The organism is Jezberella sp., from assembly GCF_964834465.1.
The window spans coordinates 163183-189867 of record NZ_CBAZRM010000005.1; the positions used below are offsets into that span (position 1 = coordinate 163183).

A 26685-nucleotide genomic window follows, 5' to 3' on the forward strand; every position below is an offset into this window, starting at 1 on the left:
GACTGAGAATATGTACGTGTCCGTCTGATTTTGCCGTTAAAAAATATTTACCTACGGAGCCTTTATGACAACAACGACTCGACGCACCTTCATTCTGAATACAGCAGCACTGGCAACGACCGCTTTCATCAGTGGTAATACCCGAGCCGCTGACGAACCACTTTTGATTCGATGCTCGCTCGATACAGCTCCGTCGCATGGCAGAAACAAGGCATTTCAAGATTACTTGGCCAAATTAGAGTCACAGTCTGGTGGCCGTATCAAAACCAAACTCTATGAAAGTGGTCAGCTTTTTAAAGACTTAGAGATACCTAAGGCATTGCTGCAAAATCAAGTTGAAATGGCTTGCCCCGGTAGTTGGGCGATTACGGGTATTGTGCCGGATGCCGATGCCTTCCAACTGCCTATTTTGTATGGTCGTAGCGCCGATGATGTCCATCACGTATTTGACAATGACGCCGGTAAGCTGATCAATGCCAAGATCGAAGAAAAGCTGCGAGCTCATGTGATGGGCCCCTGGATCGACCTAGGCTACGAAAACTGGTACAGCACAAAGACAGAGATCACTGGCCTTGCGTCGCTCAAGGGATTAAAGGTCCGCAACTCGGGAGGCCCGGGGCAGGCCTGGCGTGCAAAATTTGTAGGGGCCATCCCCAACACCACGGCCTGGCCCAGCGTCCCTCTATCCTTATCGCAAGGGGTATTCGACACGTTGGTCAGCACCAACGAAAGTTTAGTGACCGCGCAACTGTGGGATGCTGGTGTCAAGTACGCCTATGAAGATCATCAGTTTTTCGCAATGTATATCCCCATGATCAGCACAACCTTCTGGGCAAAACTGACACCCGATTTGCAAAAACTGATGACTAGCCTTTGGGCAGAAAACATCACCGCTTATCGAGCTCATATGGCCGATGCGCAGACGAAAGCTCGAGTCACGCTTCAGAGCCATAACGTCAAATTCATTGACCCGACCGCTGATCAATTAGCTGCAGATCGCAAACGCATGATGCCTGAGCAAGAAGCCCTCGCGAAAGAGCTGAAGTTATCTCCTGACGTGGTTAAATTTATCAACGCAGGTTTTGCCAGTGCTTAATCATCACAATCTCCAATCCTTCATCCGACGTTGGGATGCCATGGAACAAAAGCTGGTGGGCTTGCTGGGCTTGGTAGCACTTGCCGTGGCACTCTGGCAAGTCATCGGTCGCTACGCAACGCCCGAGCACGCCATCAGTTTTGCGGAAGAGATCATCGTCTATCTGATGATCTGGGCGGTCATGATTGTGTCAAGCCAGCTCGTCAAACGTGACGGTCACGTTCGCCCCGATCTTGTCTTGCGCATCTTACCGATTCAGGTAGCGCGTTGGATCGAAGTCTTCAATTGCATCGTTGCGATCGCCTTTTGTGGTGGGATGGTTTGGTTCGGTGCCAGCATTGTGCAAACTGCCATCTTAATTGAGGAAGCGAGTTCGAGTGACCTGCAGTTTCCGATGTGGATCTATTACTTGGCCCTACCCGTAGGGACCGGACTGATGACGATTCGCTATGTTGCCAAACTCATCAGTTACGTGTGGTTTTACGATGCGCAAACCATGAAGCCCGGACGTGTTCTACACGATAGTGTGGACGGCCTTGAAACACCCAAACTGAACTAATCGAAACATCATGGGCTATTTATTTTTTGCGCTTTTCTTTGGCCTGCTTGCAGCAGGCATGCCCATCTTTCTGGTCTTGGGCACCTGCGCGGCTGCGCTGTTTTTTGCCTCCGGGCATGAGCTCGTTGGCATTGCGCAAACGATCTGCAATGACTTGAACTCGAGCACTTTGATGGCCTTACCTTTGTTTGTGATGGCTAGTGCCTTCATGCGCTCTGGCGGTATTGCGACTGCACTGGTCAACCTAGCAGGCGTTTGGCTGGGCGGCGTCCGAGGTTCTCTCGGATTGATCACCGTCGTCTCCTGTACGCTGTTTGCTGCCATTTGCGGTTCTAGTGTAGCGACCGCCCTGGCGATGGGATCAATTCTGGTCCCTGCGATGATTGAGCGCGGCTATCCAAGATCGTTTGCACTCGGGGTGGTTGGCGCCTCAGGCACCATTGGCATCGTGATCCCCCCAAGCCTGGCCTTACTGCTATACGGAATTGTCACCGAGCAGTCGGTTCCACGTTTGTTCCTCGCGGGGATTTTGCCCGGATTATTGCAGGCAGTGGTGTTCTTTGTCTGGGTAATGTATTACGCCCGCAAGCACAATTTCCCCATTGAACCCAAGCGCCCAACCGCAGAACGTATTCGGATGACAATACAAGGCCTTCCAGCACTGATTGTGCCGGTTGTCGTTCTTGTCGGTATCTATGGTGGCTTTGTAACGGTCACCGAAGCCGCGGCACTCGCCGCGATTACCTCACTACTGGTGTCGCTCTTTTTCTATAAAGGGTTCCGTTGGACAAAAACGCTTGATGTGATTGCCGACGGTATCCGTAGTGCCGCGGCGATCATGCTGATCGTGGCGACAGCGTTGGCGTTAGGGCATTGGGTGACAGAATCAGGCATCCCAGAGAAACTGGTTCAATTCACCGTTGATCACGAATTTAGCCGCTGGCAGTTTCTGCTGGCGATCAATGTGTTGTTGCTCATCATTGGTTGCTTCCTCGAGGTCATTGCCACCTTGCTATTAATCATGCCGCTGCTTGCGCCCGTATTAAAACCGCTCGGCATTGATCCCGTACACTTTTCAATCATCTTTACGCACAACATGGAAATCGGTTTGATTCATCCACCCGTGGGCTTGAATCTGTTTGTGCTTTCGACGATTGTGGCGGCCCCCATCAGCGAAGTGATCAAAGGAATCTTTCCCTTTTTGGTGTTGCTCATTCTTTGCTTGGGGATCATCACCTATGTACCCGAACTGACCATGTGGTTACCTAGCTATGTGTTTGGGCCCGCGACCCACTAAGACAAACATGAATGGATCGAACCTAGCGCTTGCCCAACTCATGGGCAAGCTGCTTTTAGTTCAATCTGACTCATGCATCAGGTGGGTGACAGAATGTGGATGACCCGGTTGGCCAACAACTCTTTCGTTTTGGCACCGTAGGCCACCATGTGCGGGGCAACCCCGTGCGCTTTCAACGCCTCGATGCTTTCCCACTTTTCGATGACGACAAAGGTATCTGGCCCCCATGGGGTTTGAATCGCAGGCGCACCTTCGCTATCAATGGCTGCACCGTATTCGATACAGCCTTGCTCAGCTCTTACAGCTGGCACATTGGCGCGAAAATATTCCAGCACGGTGTCGCGCAAACCAGGTTTAGCGGTAATCACAGCAATCACGTGAATCATGTCTTATATCCTTTCTTATCATGGGTTTGACTGCAGTATGCTCGAGCTAAGCGGTGGCTCGGCGATTCGTACGGTAACATGACGTCAACGCATTAAACAAAAGAACAAAAAGGGATTTCGGTTGAAGCCTCATCGCCGATCTGTCATCGAAACAGTTGCGCGCTTCAGTGTCGGTTAATTGATGTATGCGCTTGCCACCTTCGTTTTTCTAGGCGCCTTTGCCGGCGGCTTAGTGTCGGGTTTGGCCGGATTCGGGCTCGGACTCACCGCGCTGCCCCTATGGTTGGTGGTGGTCCCGCCTCAACTGGCGTCACCACTTGCAGTGATCTGTTCTGTCGTCGCTCAAACAGGCAACTGGCGAAAGCTCAGACACACCATCGATTTCAAGCGAGTGACACCGTTTATTGTCGGTGGATTGATCGGGGTGCCGATAGGCACCGCGTTCCTGCCATACGTTTCACTTAATGCCTGCAAAGTTGGGGTGGGTATCTTGCTCATCACCTATTGCACGTTTCAATTGATCAGCCGCGCGCGTGGCAAATTGTCATGGGGCGGACGTTTTGCTGACGGCGTCATTGGTCTAGGGGGTGGCGTGCTTGGCGGTTTAGTGGGGCTATCTGGGCCCTTGCCCACCGTTTGGGCTAGCCTGAGAGGTTGGGACAAGGACACCAAGCGGGGCGTTTTTCAAGCGTACAACACCACGATTTTATTTTTTGCACTGGTTTCCCAGGTTATTGCTGGCATCATTACTTTTGAAATGGGACACTTGGTCTTAATCGCCCTGCCTGGCACCCTTGTCGGCGCTTGGTGCGGACGCCGTTTGTACACCCGTTTAAGCGATCAACGTTTCGATCATGTCCTTTTGGTGCTGTTACTCATTTCTGGGTGTTCACTTTTAAGCTCAGTGTTTCATTAGAGGCTTCGTTTCATGGCATACAACATCATTCGATATTTCGCTTTAATTGGTACGATCATCAATGCGCTATCGACCCAGTCGTTCGCTGCGCAGAGCCATGGTGAAATGAAGGGCCACGCCATTGAACACAACGCTGAGACAATCAAAGCCCTCGTCGCAAATGCGAGTGTCGCACTGCCTGCCCAAGTGGTTGGCACCGATAGGTTTATTGGTAAGTTTGACCAAATCCCCGAACACATCATTTCAAAAAAAGTACCCGTCGTGCTCTTTTTGCACGGATCCTCTGGCTTGGGGCTTAAAGCCATCGGTGATTGGCAAGCTTGGCTAGCCGATCTTGGGATTGCCAGTGTGGCACCAGACTCATTCGTATTGCCCGATCGAATCACCTATACCTCGCCGGTCGATAAAATCACGTACGAAAAAATTCATACCCTACGGCAGTCAGAAATAGCGGCAACGCTCAAAGTCTTGCTTCGGACGCAGTGGGTGGATACCAATAAGCTGATTTTGGCGGGTGCTAGCGAAGGCGGGGTGCCTGTTGCCCGCAATCAAGACAAATGGCTGGGCCGAATGATCTTCAGCTGGAGCTGCGAGAACAATTACTTTGTGACAGAGCACCGAACGTACAACATGACAGAGCCGGTCTTGAATGTCATGAGCTCAACGGATCCCTTTTTTTCAACTGAAAATAGTTGGTTGGACAATGCTGCGGCCACGGGCAATTGCGCCAAAACGCTCAAGCAAAACCCCCAAGCAACCATCGTCTTAATCCCTGGCGCCCCGCATACGCTGCTTAACCTTCCCCCTGTCAGGATGGTGACGCAAGCTTGGCTAGAGCGGTTACTCAGCGGCAAGCCTTAGCATCGAACAACATCAAACGGTTGAAGTTGGTCAGTTTATGGGTAGAATTGTTATTAAATAACAATCAGCCGGAGACAAATCATGCACTTAAGCCCAGAACAACTCGCGCAATTTGATCGAGATGGTTATCTTTTCTTTCCCGGGTTATTCACGCCTGAAGAAACACGCGGCTTAAACGAGGCAGTGCCAGCACTGTATAGCCGCCGCGAAGCCTACAACATTCGTGAAAAAGACAGCGATGCTGTCCGTACCAACTTTGCGGCACACCTGTATAGCGAACCTTTTGCGCGTCTGGCTCGGCATCCACGCATGATTAAGCCCGTCGAAGCGCTGTTTGGCGAAGAAGTCTACATGCACCAGTTCAAGATCAACGGCAAAATGGCGTTCGAAGGCGACGTCTGGCAGTGGCACCAGGATTATGGCACTTGGATGAATGATGACATGATGCCCACAGAACGTGCCATGAACGTGGCAATCTTTCTGGACGATGTCAATCCTTACAATGGCCCGTTAATGTTTATCCCGGGTAGTCACAAAAAAGGCGTTATCAACGCACAACATGATTTGACAACAACCAGTTATCCCCTCTGGACCATCGACAACGATCTCATCAAACAACTGGTTGAGCGCGCTGGTGACAAGAACGGCGGCATCGTGAGCCCAACTGGCCCGGCCGGTTCAATGATTCTGTTTCATAGCTGCTTGGTACACGCATCTGCCAGCAATCTTTCACCCTGGAACCGAGTCAGCGTTTATTTGAGTCTGTGCGCAGTCTCAAATCATATCCGTCGCCACAAGCGCCCTGAGTTCATTACGCATCGCGATTTTACCCCGATTGAATGCTTGCCCGACGATTGCCTGACAACCAACTATCCGGTTGATACCCCGTGGCGACAAGGTATGCCTGCCAGTGCGTTAGAAACGTCACTAGAAGAAATTACCACGACCGTTTAAGCTAGATCGAAGACTGCGATCGATTCGACATGCCCAGTGTGAGGAAACATATTAATCACACCGGCTGTCTTCAATAGGTAACCACCGTCAGTGACGAGAGTCGCTGCATCCCGGGCAAGCGTGGCGGGGTTGCAAGACACATAGACGATACGGCTCGGTTTCAGTTCAGGGGCGAGGCCTGCAATCGCTTGCGAAACGGCGAGCGCCCCTTCTCGCGGCGGATCAATCAGCATGCGATCAAACTTGCCTAGGCTCGCTAACCATTGACTATCAACCTCAAACAAATTCAAGGTATTGAACGTCGCATTATCGATGCCCGCCAACGTGGCAGCCTCACCCGCTCGTCGGGTCAGCATCTCGCTACCTTCCACACCAACCACTGATTGAGCTTGTGTGGCTAATGGCAGGGTGAAGTTACCTAAGCCACAGAACATATCCGCCACGCGATCAGTGTTTTGAACACCAAGCAATTTGACCGCCTTAGAGACCAAGGCTTGGTTGATCTGCTGGTTCACTTGGGTGAAATCAGTGGGTCTAAACGGCATGCGCAGACCAAACTCGGGCAACACGTACGCCAAATCACCCTCTTGAGACGGATCCAGCAGGACAACCGTATCTGGGCCTTTGCTCTGCAACCACCACTGAATATCGTACTGCGAGGCAAAGGCTCGTAATAACGCAACATCGTCCTCGGTCAACGGCATCAGATGACGCAAGACCAATGCAGTGACGCGATCCCCGACACTCACCTCAATTTGGGGAATACGATCTGGCATGGACAAGTTCGTCACCAACTGACGCAGCGGCAGCAGCAGCGCAGAGACATGAGGCGGCAAAATCTGACAACTGTGCATATCTGCGATAAAACTACTTTTGCGCTCATGAAAACCAACGAGTACGCCACCCTTTTTGGTCACCAGACGCACGCCAAAGCGAGCGCGATAGCGATAGCCCCAGGCAGGCCCATGCAGCGCAGGCAACATGCTTTCTGGTTTTAATCCACCGATGTGAGCAAGACTGTCTTCAAGGGCGCGCTGTTTCACAGCCACTTGCGCAGCGGGCTCCAGATGTTGCATCATGCAGCCGCCGCAGATGCCAGCATAGATGCACTTTGGCACGACTCGCTGACTTGACTGACGTGCAATGACTTGTACTTTGCCAATCTCAAAGGATGGCTTCTTACGAAACACATTGACCGTGACGCGTTCGCCAGGTAACGCGCCTTCGATAAAAACGACTTTACCCTCTCGGCGAGCGATACCACGCGCTTCGAGATCGAGTGACTCGACAGTTAAAAGCTCAGAGGACATGAAAGACTTTATTTGTTGCGTTGCTTAGCCATGGCAGCGTGCTGTTCACGCATGTATTGGACGAGTGTATTGCGCTGAGTCTGGCTAAGGCTATCCCAAAACAACAACCACTTCTGCTGTACGGTATCGACTCGTGCATCCATCGCGTTACGCGCTTGCTCTCGCTGTTTGATGACCGCTCTGGGATCAAACTTGTCAGATGACAACTGGTCGGTCAACATCTTGTAAGACGTATCCCGTGTCGCCATGTTTGCCGCCTGCGCCTCTTGACGAGCCGCCAGTGCACCTGCCATCATGTTTTGCTGCTCTGCGGTCAACCCTAATTGATCCACCACTTTGCCGGGCAATGGCCCACCGATGGGGTCAGGCTGGCGAGAAACGAGGGCACCTGCTTGTCGGTCAAGCTTTTTTGACCCATCAGCTGTCGCTGAAGGCTGTGCAAAGGACGTCGTTACCATGACGGTCAGCGCCACAGCGATTGTTAAATTTTTGACAATTTGCTTCATCATTTTTCGACTCACATCGGTTTCGCTGGTAGATACAGCATGGGATCAACGGGTACTCGCTCACGTCTGACTTCGAAGTGCAACCGAGGCGAGGTGGCCTCACTTTGTCCGAGCTCTGCAATCTTGCTACCCTGCTTGACAGTCTGGTCCGTTTTGACCAGCAGGGATTTATTGTGGGCGTATGCCGTCAGAAAACCGTTGGAATGCTCCAAAATGACAAGGTTGCCCAAGCCCCTCACCCCATTACCAGCATAAACAACTTTGCCACCTGCTGCCGCGACGACTGGATCACCGACGTTACCGGCAATATCAATGCCCTTTGTCGTGGCCGTGTACTGTTGAATGACGGTGCCATTCACTGGCCACGTTAAATTGGCCACAGCGGCATCGGGCGCTCTGGTGACAGGTACATCGGCAGGCTTAGGTGTCGCTGGGTCGGCCGAAGCTGGGGCATCGAGTGGACGGCCAAGGGGTTTATTAGAGAGAGGGATAGGCGCCGCACCGACACTCGTATCACTCTTATCCGATAACCGCAGTACTTGACCGACTCTAATGCTGTTAGGGTTGGAAATACCGTTCAACTTGATGATAGTACTTTCATCAGAACCAGTCGCGACCGCAATTTTTCTCAGCGTATCACCTGGCTTCACGGTGTAGCTTGACCCACCGGTCGCATTCGAAGCACTTGAAGATCCGGGGTCGTTCAAATTTCTGACGGGCGCCGGTGACCCCGAGTTATTCGTGCAAGCAGCCAACAAAGCTGTCAGCACACACAAACCAACCACATGTAACACTGTCTTGCCAAAGACCGAGTCGCTGTGCCCTTGCGGGTTCGGTTGCGACACTTGTCCTGAATACATATAGATCTCCTGGTTGCTCATGACTGTACCCCAGCACGCAGGGGTACAAATCTGACTTCTTCGAGTTCGATTCGTTCAAAACTATCTTGTCCTAGTCGAGTAATTTTTACAAGCTGCTGCGATGCCCCGCCCTCTGGTGCAATCAACACGCCACCTTGCACTAACTGCAACAGCAACGCATTCGGTATCTGAATCCCCGCTGCTGCGACAATAATGGCATCAAAGGGGGCTGAAGTCGGCCACCCATCCATTCCATCCGCGTGAGCCAGCCTGATTTTACTGAGTTTAAGGTCACGCAGTTTGGCTTTAGCCATGTCGTACAGATCGCGAATGCGTTCAACCGAAAACACCTGAGGAAACAAATGGGCCATCACGGCGGCCTGATAGCCGCATCCTGTCCCGACCTCAAGCACGCGCTTGGGCTGGCCTTGTTCAAGCAGAGAGGCAAGCATTCTCGCCACGACCCAGGGTTGCGAAATCGTTTGACCAAATCCGATTGGCAATGCGGCGTCATCGTATGCTCGACTTGCCAATGCCTCATCAACAAACAGGTGCCTCGGCACAGTTTGCATGGCACCCAGCACTTGTTCGTTACTGATCCCTTGAGCGCGAAGGCGTTTCACCATCGCCTCGCGCAAACGCTCTGAATTCAAACCAAGATTGCTCGGTGCCCCTGCCATCACGGTTGCGCTGACTTTGTGTTGCAATCTTGAGGCAGAAATCCGCGTGTTGCTATTGGTCGGCGTGATCCCCTGAAGCCCCTTTGAACCCCCTGAGCGTGAATCACGCGATGCCATCATCAACAACGATCGTCTGCAAATCATACCGACTGCGCCCAGGCGGAGACGCTAGTTAACTGATCATAGTTGGTCAAATCCAAGCGCAGCGGCGTCAACGAAATATAACCATCGGCGACGGCTGCAAAATCAGTGCCCTCGCTCGCATCAACTGCCTCGCCGGCAGGGCCAATCCAGTACACACGTTCGCCGTACGGGGTGTGCGCAGCAACCACGGGTTGGGAAGGATGGCGCTTGCCTAACCTCGTCACTTTGATGCCTTTCATTTGCTCACGGGGCAAGCTCGGAATATTGACATTTAACAAAATCGGCGCAACGATGGGGCGAGCGATTTGCTGTTTAACAATTCGGGCGGCGATTTCAGCCGCCTGTTCTAAGCCCACCCACGCCCGCCCGGTCAACGAGAACGCGATGGCAGGAATACCGAAAAGATAAGCTTCGGTCGCGGCGGCTACTGTGCCAGAATAAAGAGTGTCATCGCCCATATTGGCACCGTTATTGATGCCTGAAACGACCAGATCCGGCTTTTGCTTGAGTACACCAGTAAGCGCCACATGGACACAGTCGGAAGGAGTCCCGTTGATATACACGAAGCCGTTGGCCGCCTCTTTAACGATTAACGGTCTGTTCAGCGTCAGCGAATTCGACGCCCCGCTATGGTTGACCTCAGGGGCAAATACCGTCACATCAGCGAATTTGCTCAGCGATGCCGCAAGAGCCTCTAAACCAGGGGCTGTATAACCATCATCGTTCGAAATTAAGATGTGCATCTAAAAGAATACGCCCAGCATGAAAATTTTGTCCGCCATGTTGCAGATTGTACCCTTCACCAATCGACCAAACACAGTCTGAAGAGCGTCTATCAACACACGCTAGAATAGCCCCTATATTTATCACCTGAGCCACACCCATGATGCCGTCAGCGGACAGCAACCTGTTTCTCACCTTCGCAGTGCTCCTTGCCTACCTACTGGGCTCAATTCCCTTTGCGGTGATCGTCAGCAAACTGATGGGGCTCGCCGACCCGCGATCCTATGGGTCGGGTAATCCGGGCGCGACCAACGTACTGCGCTCAGGCAGTAAAGTAGCTGCGGCCCTCACGCTATTCGGTGATGCCTTCAAAGGGTGGTTCGCCGTTTGGTTAGCGTTGCGCGCAGGGCTCGACTTTGTCGGGCTTGCCTGGGTTGCCCTTGCGGTATTTTTGGGACACCTCTATCCGATATTTCTGTCTTTCAAAGGCGGCAAAGGGGTTGCCACCGCCCTTGGCGTGATAACTGCCATCGCCCCATTGCTGGCTTTTGCTTTGGCAGTCACTTGGCTTGCGGTGGTCGTCTTGTTCAGATACTCATCGCTTGGGGCAATTTGCGCGGCCATTCTGGCGCCCTTACTGTACCTATTAGGCGGGCAAGCTGCACTCTGGGGCATCAACGACAAATTGGCGTTGGTGATCGCCATCATCGGGGCATTACTTTTGTATAAACATCGCGCCAATATTGAACGCCTGCTCAAGGGGGTCGAGCCCCGAGTCGGCAAAAAAACAAGTTAGTTGAGCGTCATTCACACCCAATGACCACGTGGTTGCCGTTGTCATTGAGATTGCTTTGCCTCGTTACCTAAATGTTTGCCAAGTCCCAGCGTGGGCTGACGTTAAAGCCATAAGCATGAGCGGCCGATAAGTCGACCAAGCCATGTTTTACCCGCTGAGCAGCAGCAAAGGCAATCATGGCGCCATTGTCTGTACACAGTTCAAGAGGCGGGAAGAACACCTCCGCATGAAGCTTTTTCAACTTTGCGACCAGTTGTCCCCTGAGTTCAGTATTGGCCCCCACCCCACCCGCCACGACGAGTCGTTTTAAGCCTGTTTGTTTAAGTGCTGACACCGATTTAGCCACGAGCACCTCGACAATAGCAGCCTGAGTCGCCGCAGCAAGATCAGCAGCCAGCTGAAGTGATTTAGGTGACGGTGTTGCGTCTTGCTCACTCGAGGCAGACACAGCGAGGCGTGCAGTCGCTTCTTTGAGTCGTGTCATCACTGCGGTTTTTAAACCACTGAAACTAAAATCAAGATCTTGGCTGTGCAACATCGGTCTGGGTAGACTAATTTTGCTGGGGTCGCCCTGAGCCGCCAATTTCGCCAACGCTGGGCCGCCCGGATAACCGAGACCCAGCAATTTGGCTGTCTTATCAAAGGCTTCACCGGCGGCATCATCCAGGGTTTCACCCAAGAGTGCGTACTGCCCGACGCCATCGACTCGCATCAGCTGGGTGTGGCCGCCCGAGACCAACAAAGCCACAAAAGGGAAATCCGGACACGGATCTGCCATTTGTGGAGACAGCAAGTGCCCTTCTAAATGATGAATGGGAATCGTTCGAACGCCAAGCGACCAAGCCATTGCCACGGCAGCACTGGCGCCGACGAGCAACGCCCCCGCCAAGCCCGGCCCGGCCGTATAGGCAATCGCCCCGACATCTCGCAAACTGATCTGCGCCTGTTTCAATACCGTTCGCGTCAATGGCACAACGCGGCGAATATGATCTCTGGAGGCCAGCTCTGGCACCACCCCACCATAGGCAGCATGCATCGCCACTTGCGTGTGCAAAGCATGAGCCAGTAGGCCGCGCTCAGTGCACACGGCAGCGACACCGGTCTCATCACATGAGCTTTCAAATCCCAGAATAATCATAAGGGGATTGTAATTGCTAGCTCTCGATACCCTTCGAGACTAAGTACTCTTCATAGGGACCGCGATAGTCGACAACTTCACCACCAGGTTGGATTTCCCAGATTCTTGTGGCCAAACCAGAGACAAACTCCCGATCATGAGACACAAAAAACAAGGTGCCAGCAAATTTCTCGAGTGCAAATTGTAAGGACTCAATGGATTCCATATCCAAATGATTGGTCGGCTCATCCATCAGCAAGACGTTATGCCGCCCAAGCATCAAGCGCCCAAAGGTCATTCGGTTTTTTTCACCACCCGACAGCACCTTGGGGGCTTTGGGCAGATCATCAGCTGAAAACAGTAAACGGCCCAGAATAGAACGAATAGACTGATCGTCATCGCCTTGCTGGCGGTAATAAGTCATCCAATCAAACAGATTGATGTCCGTTTGCAAAAACAGATCGGACACGTCTTGCGCCATATAGCCAATGTCTGCGTTCTCTGACCACTTCAACGTGCCACGATCAGGCGCTAAGTCGCCCGCCAACATTCTTAACAACGTCGTCTTACCCACACCGTTAGCACCGATGATCGCAATTTTGTCACCCGCCTCAACCATCGTCGAAAACGGTTTGATGACGGGCGCATCATAAGACTTTTGGATGTGTTCAATTGTTACTGCAAGACGATGGAGCGGCTTATTTTGTTCGAAACGAATAAATGGGTTTTGTCGCGAAGAGGGTTTGACCTCGATTTGTGCCGCTTTGATCCGATCGATTTGCTTTAAACGCGAGGTCGCTTGACGCGCTTTAGACTTGTTGGCAGAAAAGCGTCGCACGAAGTCTTGTAATTCAACGACTCGCTCTTTCGCCTTGGCGTTCGAAGATTGAACCCGCTCGCGAGCCTGCGTCGAGGCCAACATATACTCGTCATAGTTGCCAGGGTAAAGGCGCAACTCGCCAAAATCCAGATCCGCCATGTGCGAGCACACTTGATTCAAAAAATGCCGGTCGTGGCTAATGATGATCATGGTGCTCTGATAGGCATTCAACACATCTTCCAGCCAACGAATCGTATTGATGTCCAGGTTATTGGTCGGCTCATCGAGCAACATCACATCGGGCGCAGAAAACAGCGCCTGCGCGAGCAAGACTCTCAACTTCCAGCCCGGCGCGATCTCACGCATGGGCAGCTGATGCTGCTCAACCGGGAAATCCAGCCCCAGCAACAGCTCACCTGCTCGAGCCTCTGCGGTGTAACCGTCATACTCCGCAAACTTGGCCTCAAGGTCGGCTGCCCGCATGTAATCATCATCCGTCGCCTCGGGATTCGCATAGATTGCATCTCGTGCAGACATTGCTTCCCACATCTCTGTATGTCCCATCAGGACAACATCAAGCACGCGCACGTCTTCAAAGGCAAATTGATCTTGACGTAACTTCCCCAGCCTGAGGCCAGGTTCTAACGAGACGTTACCGGCGGTTGAATCAAGATCACCACCGATGATTTTCATCAAAGTGGATTTACCAGATCCGTTTGCGCCAATGAGGCCGTAGCGGTTTCCTTCGCCAAATTTGACGTTGACGTTTTCGAATAAAGGCTTGGGGCCGAACTGTATGGTGAGATTGGATGCTGTTATCACGGGGGACCGATTGAGTAAATACTTTGGTTACATCTAGCAATATAAGTTTTCAGTGTAACAACTGTGCGACAGTCTCATCGACACACCTATGATCCGCAGCGGCTTTACACCAAAACTCAGCCGAATTTCAGACATAGAGGAGCACGCGCTTGGAAACGACTTTGCATCACTTACACGCTTTGGGGGGGTACATCTGGGGCCCGTCAATGATCATCCTTTTAGTTGGGACAGGGGCATACCTGACTCTTAAATTGGGATTTCTGCAGTTTTCATTGCTGCCGTACGCCCTAAAAATTGCTTTTAGTCGAAAGCAAGATCAGTCTTCACCCGGCGACATTTCGCAGTTTCAGGCCTTGATGACGGCACTCGCTGGCACGATAGGCACTGGCAATATCGCTGGCGTTGCCACTGCCGTCGTGATGGGTGGGCCCGGCGCCATCTTCTGGATGTGGATGACCGCGTTAGTTGGCATGGCGACCAAATATGCCGAAGGTCTGCTCGCTGTCAAATATCGTGTCAGAGACGAATTAGGCAACATGGCAGGCGGGCCGATGTACTACATCGAGAAAGGTCTCAATATGAAATGGCTGGCGATCTTGTTTGCCTTTTTTGGCATGATCGCATCACTGGGCACGGGATCTTCCGTTCAATCCAACTCCGTCGCGCAATCAATCTACAGCAGTTTTTCAGTGCCAGGCTGGATGACGGGGCTAGTACTTACCGTCATGACCGCGATGGTTCTGATTGGAGGCATCAAATCCATTGGTAAAGTCGCCTCAGTCATCGTCCCCTTTATGGCACTTTTCTATGTGATCGGTGGATTGTGCATTATCTTGATGAATCACGAGTTAGTCATTCCGGCTATCCGTCTCATATTTCAGGATGCATTCACTGGGCAGGCTGTCGCCGGCGGTGCACTTGGCACGGTGATTCGCTTTGGCGTCGCACGAGGGTTATTTTCTAATGAAGCAGGATTGGGGACTGCACCGATCGCTGCCGCAGCGGCCAAAACAGACACACCAGTCAAACAAGCTTTAGTATCGATGACCGGTACCTTCATTGACACCATCGTGGTGTGCTCAATCACAGGGTTGGCCTTGGTCATGGGTGGGCTATATCAAGGGCAAGGTGGCCTGACGGGCGCAGCCTTGACGACCCAAACGTTCGACCAGATGCTGCCAGGCCCAGGCGGCTGGATCGTCACGATCGGGCTGGTATTTTTCTCATACTCAACCATTCTTGGTTGGAGTTACTACGGTGAAAAATGCACGCAATACTTATTCGGTTCAGCTGCGGTCAAACCGTTCCGAACCGTCTATACCGCCTTTGTCATGATAGGCGCCATCGCCTCGCTCGATATCGTTTGGGCGCTTTCAGACGTATTCAACGGTTTAATGGCTTTTCCCAATTTGGTCGGCATCTTGTTGTTGTCAGGCGTTGTGGTGGCGGAAACTAAAAAATTCAGAGCTTCTGGTAGAAAATAACTGAGCCAATCTGAGTTGGTACGGTGAAAACCCCTAGTGAAACACAACTGAAACATAAGGGGTTTTCGCTAAAATCCACCTACTTCTGCCCCCGAGTGCAGACTAAGGAGATTTTTTGATGATCATGAAACGTAAACTATTCACAGTTGCCGCCGCTTGCTTGCTGACTTCTGCGGCCGCTTTGGCTGAGGACACCATCAAAATCGGCGTTATCGGCCCATTTACCGGTGGCTCATCTTCTATGGGTGTGAGCATGCGTGACGGTGTCACGCTGGCAGCAACTCAAATCAATGCGGCTGGCGGTGTACTCGGCAAGAAAATCGAATTGGTCTTGCGCGATGATGAGGCGAAAAACGAGCGCGGCGTCGAAATTGCCCAAGAATTCATCAACAACACCAAAGTTGTCGCCGCTGTTGGCTACATCAACACCGGTGTTGCCCTTGCGTCACAACGCTTCTTCCAAGAAGCGAAGATCCCCGTGATTAACAACGTGGCGACAGGCACGGTCGTGACGCACCAGTTTGACAAAGCACCTGATAACTTTGTGTTCCGTAATGCAGCCCCGGATGCCATCCAAGCACCCATGATTGTTGAAGAAGCCATTACGCGTCGTGGCTATAAGAAGGTCGCTATTTTGGCTGACTCAACCGCCTACGGTGATCTCGGTCGCAAAGACTTGACGACAGCACTTGAAGCCAAAGGGATCGCGCCAGTCGCGAGCGAAAAATTCAACATCAAGGACACCGATATGACGGCGCAACTGCTTAAAGCCAAAGAGGCTGGTGCAGAAGCGATCCTGACCTATGCGATCGGGCCTGAGCTCGCCTCGATTGCAAACAGCATGGCGAAAATTGGCTGGAAGAAACCAATGATTGGTAGCTGGACGTTATCCATGGCCAACTTTATCGATACCGCGGGTAAAAACGGCACTGGCGCAACCATGCCTCAAACATTTATTCAGGATCCAAACACGCCCGCTCGTAAAGCCTTTATCGATGCCTACTTGAAAGAGTTCAAACCCAAGAAAGGTCGCATCGACTCACCGGTTTCTGCTGCGCAAGGTTATGACTCCGTTTATCTGCTTGCCGCTGCCATCAAACAAGCTGGCAGCACAGACGGCGTCAAGATCAAAGAAGCACTCGAAAATTTGAGTACGCCCGTCCCAGGTGTGGTCACGGTCTACAACAAACCATTCAGCAAGACAGACCACGAGGCGATCTCAGCCAATATCCCCCTCATGGGACTTGTGCAGGATGGTCGGGTGACTTACGCCAACGAAGCTGATGCAAAAGCCAACCCCGTTCGCGTGAAAAATCCGTAAACAAGTTGCACTGATGAAAAAAAACGCCGCACGTCCTGTGCGGCGGTTTTTTTTGTAGCGTCCAATTTATTCAACACCTGAATGCATCTATTTGCGTTACTTATTGTTCACTGAGAATGGCTCATGGAAAACCTTCTACAACTCGTCTATAGCGGCATCTCTTACGGGATGATCTATGCGTTGATTGCATTCGGCTATCAATTAACGTTCGCCACCTCTGGCACCTTGAACTTTGGCCAAGGTGAAGCGCTGATGTTGGGGTCGTTAGTAGGTTTGACACTCTGCGATACGTTCGAAATCAACTACTGGGTCATGATTCCGATCGTCTGTGTGTTCGGTGCATTGCAAGGCTCGTTCGTCGAGTTTCTGGGTGTGAGGCCAGCGATCAAGATCAAATCAGAATTTGGTTGGATCATGTCCACGATCGCTCTCGGTATTATTTTCAAAAACGTGGCGGAAAACATTTGGGGTAGAGATGACCTGCCTTTCCCCTCCCCCATGGACGATGAACCGATCAAGCTGTTGGGTGCCAATGTCTTACCCATGGAGCTCGTTGTGATTGGCGGGGCCTTCCTGATGATGTTGCTCGTCGAGTTGTTCAATCGTAAAAGTATTTATGGGAAGGCCGTTGTTGCCACCTCGAATGATCGTGATGCGGCAGGATTGATGGGGATCAACACGGGGTTGGTCATCACTTTTTCGTATGCTTTATCTTCACTGACGGCTTCGTTTGCAGGCGTTTTGGTGTCACCGTTAACCCTAACCGGTGCGACGATGGGGGCGTCTCTGGGCTTGAAAGCCTTTGCGGTTGCCATCATCGGCGGCTTGTCGAGTGGCATGGGCATCATCGTGGGCGGACTGATCCTGGGGATTGCTGAAACGGTCACTGGCTTTTATCTGTCGACGGGTTACAAGGACGTGCCAGGTCTGGTCCTATTGTTATTAGTGCTTGCGATGAAGCCGTCCGGTCTTTTTGGCAAAACGGCGATCAAGAAGGTTTAAGAACATGAAATTGAAGACCATCCTTATAGTGCTTGCCATTGCGTTGTTGTTTGGCTTTCCTCTGCTCGTCCCCAATCCTTATTACGTCCATATGATTGAGCGGATACTGATTTACAGCATTTTGCTTTTCGGTCTGGACATTGTGGTGGGATATACAGGGCAAGTGTCACTCGGTCACGCGGGTCTCTTTGGTATCGGCGCATATACCGCTGGGATTCTATTTTTTAAACTGCACTTGCCCTTTGTGGCGACAGTCCCCCTTTCAATTGCAGTGACTGCCGCTTTCGGCGGTCTTTTAGCGCTGCCTGCATTGAAAGTGATTGGCCCTTATCTTGCCATGGTGACGCTCGCCTTTGGCACGATTATCCAGATCCTGATTAACGAGATGAGCTTTTTGACCGAAGGGCCCGTGGGCATCAAACTGACAAAGCCAAGCTTTGCCAACTACCTCGTAAACGAGCGGGAGTACTTCTGGATTGTTGCTGCGTTGATGTTAATCAGCTTGTTGATTGCTCATCGCACGTTGAAATCGCACTTAGGACGAGCCTTCGAAGCTCTGCGCGACAGCCCCATCGCTTGCGACTGTATGGGTGTCTCGGTCTACCGCTACAAGGTTTATGCCTTTGTGATCAGTGCTGGCTTTGCGGGTTTGGCTGGCAACTTATACGCCTACTCCGAACAATACATCTCACCAAATACTTATGTGATCGAGCTCAGCATCTTGTTCTTGCTGGCGGTGATCATGGGCGGTCGCAAATCGCGCATTGGTTCGATTTTGGGGGCAGCCATCATCGTTTTACTGCCTAAGTTATTGGACGATATTGTCCTCTTTCGGCAAGTCATGATCGTCTTGTCGATATTGATGGTGGTCCTCTCGACGGTGTCGCTCTCAAAAAGGTTAACGACAATCAAAAAAGTTGCTATCCCGCTGATTGGCACGATTGGTTTGACCATATTTTCTTTCTTTTTACAAAACATTACAGATTGGCGTCTGACTATTTTCGGGTGCATGATCTTGCTAGTCGTCTATTACTTGCAAGACGGGATTGTTGGTTTTGTCCGTAATTATTACGCATCGCTGTTCAGTGCTAAGCGCCAGCATGCAGAAGCCATGTCCGTCGAAACCGATGCATCTTCCAACAAAGATTTCATCAGCGCCTCTCTGCAGGGCAATCAATCCGGGCCGCTCCTGACGGTCAAATCCATTTTGATGCAGTTTGGCGGTTTGAAAGCCTTGAACCATGTCGATCTGACGGTTGAGCGTGGGACGGTACACGGTTTGATTGGTCCGAATGGGTCTGGCAAGAGCACGATGATGAACGTACTCACGGGTATTTACGTCCCTACTGCCGGGGACGTGGTCTACGCAAGCAACAGCATCGTGGGTCAAACCTCATCGCAAATCGCGTTGTCTGGTATCGCGCGGACCTTCCAAAACGTTCAATTGTTCGGCGAGATGACGGCGCTTGAAAACATTCTTGTCGGTTTGCACCATAGCTTCAACTCAAGCCTGCTGGACGTTGCGTTGCATTTACCTAAATATACCGGTGAAGAGTCTGCCGCCCGCGTTCGCGCCCTAGGTTTACTTGAGTTTGTTGGACTTGGCGCATTGGCTAATGAAGAAGCCCGTAACCTGCCCTATGGCAAGCAGCGCATGCTTGAAATCGCACGCGCCTTGGCGCTCGACCCGACGCTCTTGCTGCTGGATGAACCGGCAGCTGGTCTGACAGCACCGGATATCAAAGATCTGTTGGCCATTATCCAGAAGATCCGCGAACACCACATCACCATCATCCTGATTGAACACCACATGGACGTTGTTTCTGCTGCTTGCGATACGGTATCGGTGCTTGACTTCGGTCAAAAGATCGCTGAGGGTAAGCCGGCCGAAGTGCAATCCGACGAAAAAGTGATCGAAGCCTATCTTGGCGGACAAGCGACCTGAGCAATCAGCGAATAGACGAGGACTCACATGTTATCTATTAAAAATCTCGAAGCTGGCTACGGCAAAGTCAAGGTCTTGCATGGCATCACCATCGAAGTCCCCAAAGGTCAAGTCATCACCTTGATCGGATCCAACGGTGCAGGCAAAACGACCACAATGCGGGCGATCACGGGCATGATCAAACCCACCGCGGGCGATATCGAACTGGCAGGTAAAAAAATTGATGGCTTTGAATCCTACAAAATTGCCAAACTTGGGTTAGCCCACTCGCCAGAGGGCCGACGGGTATTTTCGACCATGTCAGTGACCGACAACTTGTTGCTTGGCGCGTTTCCTCGCTTGACAGGCAGTCGCCCCAAGGGGGACGTTAAACACGATCTCGACAAAGCGATGGAACTCTTCCCCCGCTTGAAAGAACGTCGCCATCAACTTGCGGGTACGCTCTCTGGTGGTGAACAGCAAATGCTCGCGATGGCACGTGCCATCATGCTGAATCCTGAAGTCATTTTGCTTGACGAACCATCGATGGGTTTGGCACCGATCTTGGTCGATGAAGTGTTTCGCATCATTTCTCGCCTAAAGAGCGCGGGCATGACCATGCTGCTGGTCGAGCAGTTCGCGGCTGCCGCGCTGAACGTCGCTGACTATGGCTACGTTCTCGAAAACGGACGCATCAGCGCCCAGGGGCCTGCTGAGAACCTGAAGAATGATCCGGCGGTTAAGGCTGCTTATCTCGGCGGTGGTCACTAAGGGTTTGCATCGCGACGTTAACCCAACAAACCTTGACCAATAAAACCGCCTTGCTGCGCACCGGGTGGGCACGCAAACAGACCACTTCCTGTGTGAGTCGTGAACTGATTCAGCATGTCGACTTTCGCCATCTTTTCGAAGATTTGAACAAAGCCCGTGCGCGGATCTTTTTGATAACACTGAAAGAGCAGCCCAGCGTCAAACGTGACCAATTGACGCCAAGGCGGCCAACGCTCTGCGAATTTGGCAATCCCGTTGTCATAAGAAAATGCTCTTCTGAGAATTTGCGCCCCGCGATTGTTTTCAGGTGCCGCCAACGCCGCATGCGAGAACTCATTGATGATAGGGTTGCCGTCCTTATCTTCTCGTTCTAGCCCTAATGGTTCGAACTCGTCTTTTTTCCTCAACGGGGCGCCAGAGGCTTTGTGCCGCCCGATGGTCTCTTCCTGAAAGGCGAGCTTCATTTCATCCCAATGTTCGAGCGAGATACGAATAGGGCGAATCACCATATACGTGCCGTCTCTCAGCCAGGTCGGGCCTTCCTCGCCAACCCAAACAAATTCATCCATGGATTGTGGGTAATGGGTTGTCACGTTGATGGTGCCATCTTTAAAACCCATCTGATTGCGTGGGGTTTCGTGTGGATTAAAGTCACCGGCAAACCCCATCTGCGCCCAACGCATGACGGCCACCCCTTGCGCCAACCGAGCCATGCGACGCACCGCGTACTCAACCACCTGCGGGTCGTTGGCACAGGCTTGCACCGAGATATCCCCACCCGTTCTCTCAGGCAGCAACTGATCGCCCGTAAAGCGTGGCAAATCGATCAGCGCTTCTGGCCGTTGTTTGGCAATACCAAACCGGTCTACCCCTTCTTTTTCAAAGAGCGTTGCGCCAAAACCAAATGTCAAACTGAGCGCGGTATTTGACAGACCGACGGCGGCGCCTGAACTCGCTGGCGCTTGATTTGCGTCTGCCTTTAAATCAAATTTCTCTGGCGCAGCCATCATCTCAGCACTGGCTTGACTCCAGGCTTTGAGTAAAGTGACCAGTTCGTTGCGATTACTCGTGGTGACATCAAAGGCCACGAAATACGTATGCCGAGGCTGACGAGAGGCAATGCCTGGCTGATAGCGACTAAAGAAAGCCTCTCTCTCTTTGTGCAACCTCGTCGACGCGAGGGCGGGGGCTGCTTCTGACAGGATCGGTGCAGCCACGGTAGCCAGCGCCACACGCTTCATAAAGGAACGGCGGTTATCTTGTCGAACTTGTTTCACGGCGTTGCAATCCTGATTGAGTTGATATCATCTTCCACGTAATAAAACGTCTTGCTATCGGCTGCTAGGGCGAGACCAAAAAGATTGCCGTTACCAGGTGGCGACTGCGCTTGATTCGCGTTGAGCCAGTGGGCATAAATTTGCTGACCGGCGACAGGATCAATTTCAACGGCTTGACCGTTTTTGCCGTTGCAAACAATTAAATGACCTTGATCTGTCATGATCATCGCCAACGGCCATTGCAAGAGCCCCTCTTTGGTCACCAGGCGTCCTTTTCCGGCACTTGTTGACCGTGTGCTCGCATGATCAATGGCCGTAATTTCATTGTCTAGACCGTCGGTGACATAAAGCGTGTCGTCAGGCGCAAGCGCTAGACCGGTGGGCCCAAACAAAAAATTAGCCAAATCAGCCCGGTGAGAAAAGCCATCCGCAATCACCGTTTGGCTTTTCAGCACCGGTGGCTTGCCGTCTGGAATAGAGAGCTCGATTCGCAAAACCGTTGCCTTCTGCAGAACGACGGGATATCCCGTTGCCGCGTCGATTTTGGTCGGACCAGGCACGTCGAAACCAGCCATACTAATAAATAGGGTGGCGGTATCCCCGTGATCCACGGTTGCCATGTTGCCCCATGGCCCGTTGATCGCTGGCCCCACCCAAGTAGAGACGTGCTTACCGTTAGCATCAAACACTAGAAGGCAGCCGTCGCCCTTGGTGGCCGTCGTACCGTCGGTACTTGGCGTACTACCCACAATCACCCAGCCCGTTTTCAACATGCTCATCGCAGTGGTCAGACCGACCCCGCCGGGACAATCTTTGAGTTTTTGAGGCACTTGGGCAAACAGCTTTGTCTCTTTCGTGCTGGGTCGATAACGGACAATGGTCGTGCCCGTGCCCTGCAAATTAGAGATGTTGTTGAAATTGTCGACCAGCACATCGTCCTTTTCAATCACGCCTACCGACACGGGGGCAATCACGACCGCGTAAGGGTTGACGTCACCGTTATCTGGGATCGTAGAGGTCAAGTATCGATGTTTCTTGATCGTCTCTAACAGCCCCTTGGGCTCTGCTTGCACGGTGCCCAGATTCAAGGTCAGCGTTGCAAAGACGAGCAACAGAGAAATAAAGTGATGAGGTGAAGCTCTTAGCCTAGGTCGGTCGCTGCGCATCTTAAATACCTTGATCAATGGGGGGGCACGTTTGGTTCGATCTATCTTTAGGGAACAATCCTAAAGAAGAATGTTGGTTCTGAGGCCAATGATCCACTCGTTCTGGATTCGTGTCGTCGGGTTATTGGGGTTCGCCACACCGCCGCCGGGATTAATGACGTATTGAATGTCCGGTTGCAGTTGAATCCAAGGCCTCAGTTGGTACTGATAAGTTGCTTCGAGGATGACTTCACTGGTGTGCGTTGGTTGCCAGCTACCAGTAAACGCCACGGTGTTGTCGTCAAATTGACCGAGCTGGCTGCTGACATGGGCGTAGCCAAGACCCAGACCAAAGGTATCAGACGGACGATTATTAAAGGGGCTATGCGCGACCATGCCAACGTTCGCACTAAAGTCGATCACATTTCGATCTTTAAGCGGGGTACCCATGACTCGGCCAAATAGCCCAATGGTTTTATCTGGTCGACGTTCATCGCGCCAAATCAACTGATCCGCTACGGCATAAAAAGCGAAGTTGCCCTGATGTTGCAGGGGATTGCCCGTGCTATCCGGATCGGCCAAGGATAATCCTGAGTTGTCCATTGCCAGATCCGCAAAACGATTGGAGTTGTACCAAGCCCCAATTTTATAGGTGTAGCCCAGCGCTCTTTCTTGCCCCGGTTCAACCATACTGCCCAAGGCGGGGTACGAAAACTGTGCCTCTGCGATATAAAGTTTGCCACCGTTAGTTGGGAAGCTGGTTCCATACCGGTTTTGCATTTGTGGATCGCTACCATCACTATTTTTTACGGGATCACCATTGAAGACACCCAGCAAGAGATTCAGGCCATCCACTGGCCGCGCATTCATTCGTATCCCAAGGGCTGACAACGGATAAGCTGGACCGCCCGAAGGCAGATCGGCCGAGGGCAGCATTGGCCAGCCGAACATCGTGTTGACGAAATACAGAGCGTTTGTGCTCACCATGAACTCTTGATCAAGGCTTTGTTGCCCTACCCTGATGCTTAAACGGTCTTCGTCCAGAAATTTTTGGTCGTACCAAAACTCCCACAGTCGCGTCGCATTCGTCCCCTGAATCCCGCTCGCGGTTTGTAAACTCAGCAGGTTATTGACGCTGAGATTTTGGCCGTGAAGGTTTAACAAGCTCAAATTGAGCACCCCCCCATAATGACCAAACGCTCGATTCGTATCCATTTGAAACAGCACTTGAGTCAAACCATCGTAGGCAAAGCCTTTTTGAACCCCTCCCGTTAAGTTACCGAGGCCTTCGCTGGTTTCTAGAATCCCCAGGGAAATGCCATATTTACTCAGACCCGAGCGAAAACCCCACAGGTCTCCAAAAAGCGCATTGCTTCGGTCGATACCATCAATAAAGCCGAAAAAGCCACGACTGCTGACATAATTATCATCACCCACCGCCGTCATGTTGATGGGGGGTGGCGCTGCTTGCGCCAGTAAGGACAGCAAAGGCAGCGCGACAAGCGCCAAAAACTTCAGCATCGGGTAAAGCACACCAGCACGCATAAACGCTGTCTCAACTATGAAATACAAATGATAATAGCAACGATTATCATTTACAAATTAAAATGAGTCAAACGATTTGTTACATTTTTTTGACTTATTTCATGCTGTTTTATCAAATTGTGCCGCAGCGTGTGGGGTTTTAGTTAAGTTGACAGTCTGTTCAGCTAACTCGACAACGATTGTGATGATTGCCCCCATCTACACCACGAATGCAGTCGAGTCGCTCAACAGCGTTATCCGTGCAGCCACCAAAGGTCGTAAAGTATTCCCAACCGACGAGTCTGCAAAAAAGGTTATTTATCTTGCTATCGAACAAGCGTCAAAGAAGTGGACAATGCCGATCCAAAATTGGAAAATGGCATTGAGTAGATTTGTAATGGACTTCGGTGATCGGCTTGCCAACCACCAATGATTAACCCGCCAGCATTTACACAGAATTATTTACAGGCTCTATGGGTGTACGTCAGCGCTCGCCTTCGATCGTTTGATTGGCGAGGAGAACGGCGCACAATATTGGTCTCGTGTCGCCTTCAAAGCTTGATGAACAGACAATACCAAATGCTTGCCTGAACCCTTTTCAATCAAGTAATCATCGACGTTCGGATCGAACTCAGCAAATCCACTGGATGTAGAGAAACGATTCTGTGTGAACACGTAAGTATATTTTTCGTCCTGAAAAGCCCACGCAGCATTTGAAACCTTTGCTATATGTAACGGCCCGTATGACGTGCGACGACTATCTGCAGGGTCAAGGTTGGCACAGGTTTGCAATCCTTTACCATCATTGAGGACATTTATCAGGCCCTTAGCATTTGCAAAGATGACCCCCGACCCGGACGAGCTTAGCATCACCGGTCCGTACGTCTGGCCATCGTAGGCATAGGCCTTGAGTGAGGGCACTCGTGCATCTGAGTAGTCAAAGTAATGATGGGCGTCGAGCCCAAAGAGATGATGGTTTTTCCATAGCAGCGGAAGGAAGCTTTTTGCATCGATCTCGTTGATCACCTCACCATCGACGTACACATGCTGCTTATCGCGCGCCACATTGAACGGCCGAGCAGCTGCCGAGTCCTGACCACAGCGTAGATTAGGATGGCCTGCCACCTCGCACAAGGGGCTACCTTGGTCGCCGCAGACCCCAGAAGATGTCTGGCAAGCGAGATCGATCGCTTCGAATGAGGCTGCGTCAGCTTCAGGGATGAAGTGTGTGCGATACAGCACCTTCTTGCCTGTCTTATAGTAGTTGCCACCCACACTAACGAGATGGGGATCGGCATTATTCAATAACTTCGGCTCATCAATATCGACGCGCCACACGTGACGCTTGTCTTTCAGAAGAAAGCTATCTGCAACCACCTCAAAACTTTCAGGATCCGCTTCTGCAATCGCGATCCCGTTCCAAAAAACACGCTGATCATCTTTGCTCAGATCAAATCGGTTAGGAATGTTCGTCATCAGCGTGAAGGCATTCACGTTGACATCGGCCATCAATATGCCGTCCCTGAGCAGGCTAGCACCGATCTGAACGTAGCGGTCATCGGCAAGAACCTTAACCATATCCTTGCTTAAGCCTTCGGGAACTTTGAATCCGCTCACTGGCTGAGCCTTGTAGTAAAGCGCTCGAAAATCTGTTGCGTAAGGTGTGTTCACGGACAGAGCTACCCACTGTTTAATGTCTGGGTCGCCCTGTACTAGCGTGAACTGTCGAATTTCGACGACGTGACGTCGATGCGGCCCGGCCCCATTACAGGGAAAAAAACTCGCGCATTCGCTGTACTGCGTCGACTCACTTTCATAGTAATAAAGCTTGTTCTGCTCTACCGTAAAAAATGGGTTGAGAAAATGATACTTGGAGAGAGACTGACATGATTTTTTAACCCAATCCTTTGACTCCGGAACAGACCGCCAGGCTTCGGTGCATTCATATTTATCGGCAGCGTGCGCGGATCCGAGGGTGATTAGACATAAGGTGAATGCGATCAGGAGTTTGTGCATCAGGTGGACGAAGTTTTAGGGGTTAGTCGCTGAGACGTCGCCATTCATTGAAGTGAAATAATGTGAACATTGGTCGTAGCTATAGGCATAATTATTTACAGGCTCAACGGGACTGTTTAACAGATCGTTAGCAAGTACTTGCACGAGAAGAATTGAGCCTGTAAATAATTCTGTGTAAATGCTGGCGGGTTAATCATTGGTGGTTGGCAAGCCGATCACCGAAGTCCATTACAAATCTACTCAATGCCATTTTCCAATTTTGGATCGGCATTGTCCACTTCTTTGACGCTTGTTCGATAGCGAGATAAATAACCTTTTTTGCAGACTCGTCGGTTGGGAATACTTTACGACGTTTCGTGGCTGCACGGATAACG

The 26685-nt window shown here is 51.5% G+C and carries 23 protein-coding genes and 3 pseudogenes; 13 read left to right on the top strand and 13 right to left on the bottom strand.

What is annotated here, in order from left to right; translation table 11 throughout:
• Positions 1-64: 64 nt before the first annotated feature.
• Genes dctP through AC1W8Y_RS05575 form a run of 3 tightly spaced genes read left to right on the top strand, consistent with a single transcriptional unit; the run spans position 65 to position 2952 of the window.
• The gene (dctP, locus tag AC1W8Y_RS05565) at positions 65-1096 is read left to right on the top strand and encodes a TRAP transporter substrate-binding protein DctP (protein ID WP_482013482.1); all 1032 of its coding nucleotides are present in this window, start codon (positions 65-67) and stop codon (positions 1094-1096) included.
• Between the two features lie 40 nt (positions 1097-1136).
• Positions 1137-1655 carry a TRAP transporter small permease gene (locus tag AC1W8Y_RS05570; protein WP_482013483.1) on the top strand — a complete coding sequence of 173 codons (519 nt, stop codon included), beginning with the start codon at positions 1137-1139 and terminating at the stop codon, positions 1653-1655.
• Between the two features lie 10 nt (positions 1656-1665).
• Complete coding sequence (locus tag AC1W8Y_RS05575; protein WP_482013484.1) at positions 1666-2952, top strand: TRAP transporter large permease; 1287 nt, start codon at positions 1666-1668, stop codon at positions 2950-2952.
• A gap of 77 nt (positions 2953-3029) precedes the next feature.
• Here AC1W8Y_RS05575 and AC1W8Y_RS05580 read toward each other — a convergent pair whose 3' ends face one another.
• Entirely contained in the window at positions 3030-3338 is a 309-nt protein-coding gene (locus tag AC1W8Y_RS05580; RefSeq protein ID WP_482013485.1) for a putative quinol monooxygenase, read from the bottom strand.
• 181 nt (positions 3339-3519) lie between these two features.
• On the opposite strand from AC1W8Y_RS05580, the gene AC1W8Y_RS05585 reads away from it, so the two are divergent.
• From AC1W8Y_RS05585 to AC1W8Y_RS05595, 3 genes are all read left to right on the top strand, one after another.
• Positions 3520-4254: a sulfite exporter TauE/SafE family protein gene (locus AC1W8Y_RS05585; protein WP_482013486.1), complete on the top strand. Its 735-nt coding sequence runs from the start codon at positions 3520-3522 to the stop codon at positions 4252-4254.
• Positions 4255-4266: 12 nt separating this feature from the next.
• Positions 4267-5115 (top strand): dienelactone hydrolase family protein, encoded by an 849-nt coding sequence (locus AC1W8Y_RS05590; protein WP_482013487.1) that lies wholly within the window; start codon positions 4267-4269, stop codon positions 5113-5115.
• Between the two features lie 81 nt (positions 5116-5196).
• Positions 5197-6069 carry a phytanoyl-CoA dioxygenase family protein gene (locus AC1W8Y_RS05595; protein ID WP_482013488.1) on the top strand — a complete coding sequence of 291 codons (873 nt, stop codon included), beginning with the start codon at positions 5197-5199 and terminating at the stop codon, positions 6067-6069.
• 5 nt (positions 6070-6074) lie between these two features.
• Here the strand turns inward: AC1W8Y_RS05595 and rlmD are convergent.
• From rlmD to surE, 5 genes and pseudogenes are all read right to left on the bottom strand, one after another.
• Positions 6075-7379: pseudogene (gene rlmD / locus AC1W8Y_RS05600) on the bottom strand (23S rRNA (uracil(1939)-C(5))-methyltransferase RlmD); the annotation flags it as partial.
• 8 nt (positions 7380-7387) lie between these two features.
• Positions 7388-7888, bottom strand: a complete 501-nt coding sequence (locus tag AC1W8Y_RS05605) for a Spy/CpxP family protein refolding chaperone (protein ID WP_482013489.1) — start codon at positions 7886-7888, stop codon at positions 7388-7390.
• Positions 7889-7896: 8 nt separating this feature from the next.
• Complete coding sequence (locus AC1W8Y_RS05610) at positions 7897-8745, bottom strand: peptidoglycan DD-metalloendopeptidase family protein (RefSeq protein WP_482013490.1); 849 nt, start codon at positions 8743-8745, stop codon at positions 7897-7899.
• A 17-nt stretch (positions 8746-8762) separates the two neighbouring features.
• On the bottom strand, positions 8763-9542 hold the full coding sequence (locus AC1W8Y_RS05615; protein ID WP_482013509.1) for a protein-L-isoaspartate(D-aspartate) O-methyltransferase: 780 nt from the start codon (positions 9540-9542) through the stop codon (positions 8763-8765).
• A 23-nt stretch (positions 9543-9565) separates the two neighbouring features.
• The gene (gene surE, locus AC1W8Y_RS05620) at positions 9566-10312 is read right to left on the bottom strand and encodes a 5'/3'-nucleotidase SurE (RefSeq protein ID WP_482013491.1); all 747 of its coding nucleotides are present in this window, start codon (positions 10310-10312) and stop codon (positions 9566-9568) included.
• 140 nt (positions 10313-10452) lie between these two features.
• On the opposite strand from surE, the gene plsY reads away from it, so the two are divergent.
• On the top strand, positions 10453-11088 hold the full coding sequence (gene plsY / locus AC1W8Y_RS05625; RefSeq protein ID WP_482013492.1) for a glycerol-3-phosphate 1-O-acyltransferase PlsY: 636 nt from the start codon (positions 10453-10455) through the stop codon (positions 11086-11088).
• A gap of 67 nt (positions 11089-11155) precedes the next feature.
• Here the strand turns inward: plsY and tsaD are convergent, their stop codons facing one another.
• Together tsaD and AC1W8Y_RS05635 are read right to left on the bottom strand one after the other, a co-directional pair.
• On the bottom strand, positions 11156-12226 hold the full coding sequence (gene tsaD, locus AC1W8Y_RS05630; RefSeq protein ID WP_482013493.1) for a tRNA (adenosine(37)-N6)-threonylcarbamoyltransferase complex transferase subunit TsaD: 1071 nt from the start codon (positions 12224-12226) through the stop codon (positions 11156-11158).
• Positions 12227-12242: 16 nt separating this feature from the next.
• Complete coding sequence (locus AC1W8Y_RS05635) at positions 12243-13847, bottom strand: ABC-F family ATPase (protein WP_482013494.1); 1605 nt, start codon at positions 13845-13847, stop codon at positions 12243-12245.
• A 149-nt stretch (positions 13848-13996) separates the two neighbouring features.
• On the opposite strand from AC1W8Y_RS05635, the gene AC1W8Y_RS05640 reads away from it, so the two are divergent.
• The 5 genes from AC1W8Y_RS05640 to AC1W8Y_RS05660 all read left to right on the top strand — a co-directional run bounded on the left by AC1W8Y_RS05640 (position 13997) and on the right by AC1W8Y_RS05660 (position 20349).
• Positions 13997-15331 carry an alanine/glycine:cation symporter family protein gene (locus AC1W8Y_RS05640; protein ID WP_482013495.1) on the top strand — a complete coding sequence of 445 codons (1335 nt, stop codon included), beginning with the start codon at positions 13997-13999 and terminating at the stop codon, positions 15329-15331.
• Between the two features lie 124 nt (positions 15332-15455).
• Complete coding sequence (locus AC1W8Y_RS05645) at positions 15456-16652, top strand: ABC transporter substrate-binding protein (RefSeq protein WP_482013510.1); 1197 nt, start codon at positions 15456-15458, stop codon at positions 16650-16652.
• A 123-nt stretch (positions 16653-16775) separates the two neighbouring features.
• Positions 16776-17654 carry a branched-chain amino acid ABC transporter permease gene (locus AC1W8Y_RS05650; protein ID WP_482013496.1) on the top strand — a complete coding sequence of 293 codons (879 nt, stop codon included), beginning with the start codon at positions 16776-16778 and terminating at the stop codon, positions 17652-17654.
• A 4-nt stretch (positions 17655-17658) separates the two neighbouring features.
• The gene (locus AC1W8Y_RS05655; RefSeq protein WP_482013497.1) at positions 17659-19599 is read left to right on the top strand and encodes a branched-chain amino acid ABC transporter ATP-binding protein/permease; all 1941 of its coding nucleotides are present in this window, start codon (positions 17659-17661) and stop codon (positions 19597-19599) included.
• Between the two features lie 27 nt (positions 19600-19626).
• Positions 19627-20349: an ABC transporter ATP-binding protein gene (locus tag AC1W8Y_RS05660; RefSeq protein ID WP_482013498.1), complete on the top strand. Its 723-nt coding sequence runs from the start codon at positions 19627-19629 to the stop codon at positions 20347-20349.
• Between the two features lie 17 nt (positions 20350-20366).
• On the opposite strand, the gene AC1W8Y_RS05665 is transcribed toward AC1W8Y_RS05660, so the two are convergent.
• From AC1W8Y_RS05665 to AC1W8Y_RS05675, 3 genes are read right to left on the bottom strand one after another with little or no spacing between them, the layout of a single operon-like run.
• Positions 20367-21626, bottom strand: a complete 1260-nt coding sequence (locus AC1W8Y_RS05665; RefSeq protein WP_482013499.1) for a Dyp-type peroxidase — start codon at positions 21624-21626, stop codon at positions 20367-20369.
• The gene (locus AC1W8Y_RS05670; RefSeq protein WP_482013500.1) at positions 21623-22792 is read right to left on the bottom strand and encodes an SMP-30/gluconolactonase/LRE family protein; all 1170 of its coding nucleotides are present in this window, start codon (positions 22790-22792) and stop codon (positions 21623-21625) included. Before AC1W8Y_RS05670 ends, AC1W8Y_RS05665 begins: the two co-directional genes overlap by 4 nt.
• A gap of 60 nt (positions 22793-22852) precedes the next feature.
• Positions 22853-24316 carry a carbohydrate porin gene (locus tag AC1W8Y_RS05675; RefSeq protein WP_482013501.1) on the bottom strand — a complete coding sequence of 488 codons (1464 nt, stop codon included), beginning with the start codon at positions 24314-24316 and terminating at the stop codon, positions 22853-22855.
• A gap of 196 nt (positions 24317-24512) precedes the next feature.
• Here AC1W8Y_RS05675 and AC1W8Y_RS05680 point away from each other — a divergent pair.
• Positions 24513-24728, top strand: a pseudogene (locus tag AC1W8Y_RS05680) (transposase); the annotation flags it as partial.
• Positions 24729-24766: 38 nt separating this feature from the next.
• Here AC1W8Y_RS05680 and AC1W8Y_RS05685 read toward each other — a convergent pair.
• Both AC1W8Y_RS05685 and AC1W8Y_RS05690 read right to left on the bottom strand, forming a co-directional pair.
• Positions 24767-26311 (bottom strand): DKNYY domain-containing protein, encoded by a 1545-nt coding sequence (locus AC1W8Y_RS05685; RefSeq protein WP_482013502.1) that lies wholly within the window; start codon positions 26309-26311, stop codon positions 24767-24769.
• A 193-nt stretch (positions 26312-26504) separates the two neighbouring features.
• Positions 26505-26685, bottom strand: a pseudogene (locus AC1W8Y_RS05690) (IS256 family transposase); the annotation flags it as partial.

What these genes read in the sequence shown, in the direction of transcription:
- AC1W8Y_RS05655 (WP_482013497.1), top strand. Translation starts at nt 17,659, where the DNA reads ATGAAATTGAAGACCATCCTTATAGTGCTTGCCATTGCGTTGTTGTTT.
- AC1W8Y_RS05670 (WP_482013500.1), bottom strand. Translation starts at nt 22,792, where the DNA reads ATGCGCAGCGACCGACCTAGGCTAAGAGCTTCACCTCATCACTTTATT.
- AC1W8Y_RS05660 (WP_482013498.1), top strand. Translation starts at nt 19,627, where the DNA reads ATGTTATCTATTAAAAATCTCGAAGCTGGCTACGGCAAAGTCAAGGTC.
- AC1W8Y_RS05615 (WP_482013509.1), bottom strand. Translation starts at nt 9,542, where the DNA reads ATGGCATCGCGTGATTCACGCTCAGGGGGTTCAAAGGGGCTTCAGGGG.
- AC1W8Y_RS05570 (WP_482013483.1), top strand. Translation starts at nt 1,137, where the DNA reads ATGGAACAAAAGCTGGTGGGCTTGCTGGGCTTGGTAGCACTTGCCGTG.
- AC1W8Y_RS05575 (WP_482013484.1), top strand. Translation starts at nt 1,666, where the DNA reads ATGGGCTATTTATTTTTTGCGCTTTTCTTTGGCCTGCTTGCAGCAGGC.
- AC1W8Y_RS05580 (WP_482013485.1), bottom strand. Translation starts at nt 3,338, where the DNA reads ATGATTCACGTGATTGCTGTGATTACCGCTAAACCTGGTTTGCGCGAC.
- AC1W8Y_RS05685 (WP_482013502.1), bottom strand. Translation starts at nt 26,311, where the DNA reads ATGCACAAACTCCTGATCGCATTCACCTTATGTCTAATCACCCTCGGA.
- plsY (WP_482013492.1), top strand. Translation starts at nt 10,453, where the DNA reads ATGATGCCGTCAGCGGACAGCAACCTGTTTCTCACCTTCGCAGTGCTC.
- surE (WP_482013491.1), bottom strand. Translation starts at nt 10,312, where the DNA reads ATGCACATCTTAATTTCGAACGATGATGGTTATACAGCCCCTGGTTTA.
- AC1W8Y_RS05605 (WP_482013489.1), bottom strand. Translation starts at nt 7,888, where the DNA reads ATGATGAAGCAAATTGTCAAAAATTTAACAATCGCTGTGGCGCTGACC.
- AC1W8Y_RS05590 (WP_482013487.1), top strand. Translation starts at nt 4,267, where the DNA reads ATGGCATACAACATCATTCGATATTTCGCTTTAATTGGTACGATCATC.
- AC1W8Y_RS05595 (WP_482013488.1), top strand. Translation starts at nt 5,197, where the DNA reads ATGCACTTAAGCCCAGAACAACTCGCGCAATTTGATCGAGATGGTTAT.
- AC1W8Y_RS05645 (WP_482013510.1), top strand. Translation starts at nt 15,456, where the DNA reads ATGAAACGTAAACTATTCACAGTTGCCGCCGCTTGCTTGCTGACTTCT.
- AC1W8Y_RS05650 (WP_482013496.1), top strand. Translation starts at nt 16,776, where the DNA reads ATGGAAAACCTTCTACAACTCGTCTATAGCGGCATCTCTTACGGGATG.
- AC1W8Y_RS05585 (WP_482013486.1), top strand. Translation starts at nt 3,520, where the DNA reads ATGTATGCGCTTGCCACCTTCGTTTTTCTAGGCGCCTTTGCCGGCGGC.
- tsaD (WP_482013493.1), bottom strand. Translation starts at nt 12,226, where the DNA reads ATGATTATTCTGGGATTTGAAAGCTCATGTGATGAGACCGGTGTCGCT.
- AC1W8Y_RS05610 (WP_482013490.1), bottom strand. Translation starts at nt 8,745, where the DNA reads ATGTATTCAGGACAAGTGTCGCAACCGAACCCGCAAGGGCACAGCGAC.
- dctP (WP_482013482.1), top strand. Translation starts at nt 65, where the DNA reads ATGACAACAACGACTCGACGCACCTTCATTCTGAATACAGCAGCACTG.
- AC1W8Y_RS05675 (WP_482013501.1), bottom strand. Translation starts at nt 24,316, where the DNA reads ATGCGTGCTGGTGTGCTTTACCCGATGCTGAAGTTTTTGGCGCTTGTC.